This window comes from uncultured Campylobacter sp., from assembly GCF_938030815.1.
Taxonomy (GTDB): domain Bacteria; phylum Campylobacterota; class Campylobacteria; order Campylobacterales; family Campylobacteraceae; genus Campylobacter_B.
The window spans coordinates 1-3009 of record NZ_CALHII010000203.1; the positions used below are offsets into that span (position 1 = coordinate 1).

Genomic DNA, 3009 nt, shown 5'->3' on the forward strand with positions numbered 1-3009 from the left:
TCGTCGGCAAGGAGATGTATGAGTTTAGCGACAAAAGCGGCGATAGCGTCTGCCTGCGCCCAGAAGGCACCGCGGGCGTCGTGCGCGCCTTTATCGAAAAAAAGCTTGACCGCAGCGGCGGCGTGCATAAATTTTATTATCAAGGCTCGATGTTTCGCTACGAGCGCCCGCAAAAGGGGCGTCTGCGCGAGTTTCATCAATTCGGCGTCGAGTGCTTCGGGCAAAGTAGCGTTTATGAGGATGCGAGCGTGATCTTGATGCTAGCTCAAATTTTACGCGAGCTAAATGTCGCCGCAACGCTTAAAATCAACTCTTTAGGCGATGAGGAGTGCATGCCCGCGTATAAAACCAAGCTCGTAAATTTCTTACAAGAGCGCAAAGATAGGCTCTGCGAGGACTGCCAAAGGCGTATCGACACCAATCCGATCCGCGTACTGGACTGCAAAAACGAAAGCTGCCAGAAAATTTTAGCCGACGCGCCGCTCATAACGGAGAATTTAAACGAGGTCTGCGCTGCGGAATTTGAGCAGCTGCAAAGAATTTTAACTCAAAACGGACAAAAATTTGAAATCGATGCAAAGCTCGTGCGCGGGCTTGATTACTACTGCAAGACCGCCTTTGAGTTCGTCTCAAGCGAGCTTGGCGCGCAAAGCGCCGTAGGCGGCGGCGGGCGCTACGACAGACTCGTGGAGTTTTTAGGCGGCAGAAAGACGGCGGGCGTAGGCTTTGCGATCGGTATCGAGCGAATAGCCGAAATTTTAAAAACGCGCGAAGCCCCTCAAGAGCGCGAGGGGATTTATATCGGCGCGCTGGATGAGGCGTTTGTTAGCACGGCATTTTCATTTGCGCTAAAGCTGCGAAAGTTTTGTAAAACTCAAATTTCATACGAGCCCAAGGCACTTGCGAAGCATTTAAAAGCAGCCGACGGGGCGGAGGCGAAATTTTGCCTTTGCATCGGGCAGGACGAGTTTGATCGCGCCGAAGTGTGGTGTAAAAATTTAGAGGATCAAAGCAGCTTTGCGATTAAATTTAAAGAGGTCGAAGCGTTTTTTAAGGATAGAGCATGAGCGATTACGGACTAAATATTTGGGGGAATTCCAACTTTACGATAGACGGCGGCAAGCTATGCCTAAACTCCGATTTCAAGCAGCCTTTGGTGGATATCATAAAAGAGATCCGCGCAGACGGCGTGCGAGGCCCGATATTGCTGCGCTTCCCGCACCTCATCAAAAAGCAGATCGTCGAAATTTACTCAAATTTTAACCGAGCCATTAAGGAGTTCGGTTACAAGGGAAAATTTCACGCCGTCTATCCGCTTAAAGTAAATCAATTCCCCGGCTTCGTTAGAAATTTAGTCGATATCGGCGAGCCTTACGGATACGGGCTAGAGGCCGGCAGCAAGCCCGAACTGCTGCTAGCGATGGCGTATAACAAATACGGCGCGCCGATCACCGTAAACGGTTTTAAAGATAAGGAGCTCATCAATATCGGCTTCATCGCCGCAGAGATGGGGCATAATGTAACGCTTACGATCGAGGGGTTAAACGAGCTTGAAACCATCATCGAAACGGCTAAGGAGCGCTTTGCGCCAAAGCCTTTCATCGGGCTACGCATCAGGCTGCATAACTCCGGAAGCGGGTTGTGGGCGAAAAGCGGCGGGATAAATTCTAAATTCGGTCTTACCTCGACCGAGCTTATAGAGGCGATAAACTTACTCAAGAAAAACGATCTCATCGAGCAGTTTACGATGATCCATTTTCATATCGGCTCGCAGATTACAGAGATCCATCCGCTCAAAAAGGCCCTCATCGAGGCGGGTAATATCTACACTGAGCTTCGCAAAATGGGTGCGAAAAATTTAAAATCCATAAATTTAGGCGGAGGGCTCGCTATCGAATACTCCCAAGCCAAAGAAAGCTCCAGCCGCAACTATACGCTAAAAGAATACGCCAACGACGTGGTTTTTTTGCTAAAATCGATCGCAGAGGATAAAAAAGAGGCCGAGCCGGATATCTTTATCGAGAGCGGAAGATACGTAGCCGCCAGCCATGCGGTGCTCGTAGCGCCGATTTTGGAGCTTTTTACCCAAGAATACGCCGAAGAGAAGCTCGCCCTAAAAAAGGATAATCCGCCGGTAGTCGCCGAGCTATACGATCTGTATAAAACTCTAAAGCCGTCCAACGCGCTAGAGTATCTGCATGATGCTATGTCGCATATGGAGAGCGTGCTTACCCTTTTTGATCTGGGCTACGTCGATCTGATCGACCGCTCAAACGGCGAAATTTTAGTTCATCTAATAATGCGAAAGGCGTATGGAATTTTAGGCAACAAACAAGAATACAGCAATTTCTTAAATTCTCTAGGCAACGCCCAAGAGCGCTATTTGGTAAATTTCTCAATCTTTCAAAGCCTGCCCGATTTTTGGGGCATCAAGCAGCACTTCCCGATCATGCCGCTAGAGAGGCTGGATGAGCGCGCCACGCTATCGGCGTCGATCTGGGATATCACCTGCGATAGCGACGGAGAGATAGAATTCGATAGTCAAAAAAATCCGCTCTTTCTGCACGATTTTGATCCCGAAAAAGAGGAGTATTTTTTGGGCTTTTTCCTTGTCGGAGCCTATCAGGAGGTGCTTGGCATGAGCCACAACCTCTTTGCACACCCAACAGAGGCGACCGTAATTTTAAAGGATGACGGCGGCTTTGAGATCAAGGATTTTATCGAATCTCAATCGGTCATCGACATCTTGGAGGATATGGACTACGACGTAGTAGATATCCGCGAAAGCCTAAACGAGCGGATCGAAAAATCAGACCTTATAGACGCAAAAGAGAAAAAGCATATCCTGGGCGAGCTATATCTGTTTTTAAACGACAACAGCTATCTAAAGACGATCAAATGAGTTTTTGGCAAATTTTAAAACGGGACTTCACCGAGCCCTTGCGCCAAGACCCCGCATGCATCCTCTTGACCCACGGGCATATCGACCACACCCGGGATGCCGGCATC

Annotated in this window: 2 protein-coding genes; both read left to right on the top strand. The window is 48.9% G+C overall.

Annotation, left to right across the window (positions count from 1 at the left end):
- Positions 1–1067 (top strand): histidine--tRNA ligase (gene hisS, locus Q0277_RS07700; RefSeq protein WP_297997005.1); only part of this gene is annotated, 1067 nt, incomplete at its 5' end.
- A complete protein-coding gene (gene speA / locus Q0277_RS07705) occupies positions 1064–2902 on the top strand; it encodes a biosynthetic arginine decarboxylase (protein WP_297997007.1) in 1839 nt (612 codons plus the stop codon). The genes hisS and speA, both read left to right, overlap by 4 nt.
- Positions 2903–3009: the final 107 nt, after the last annotated feature.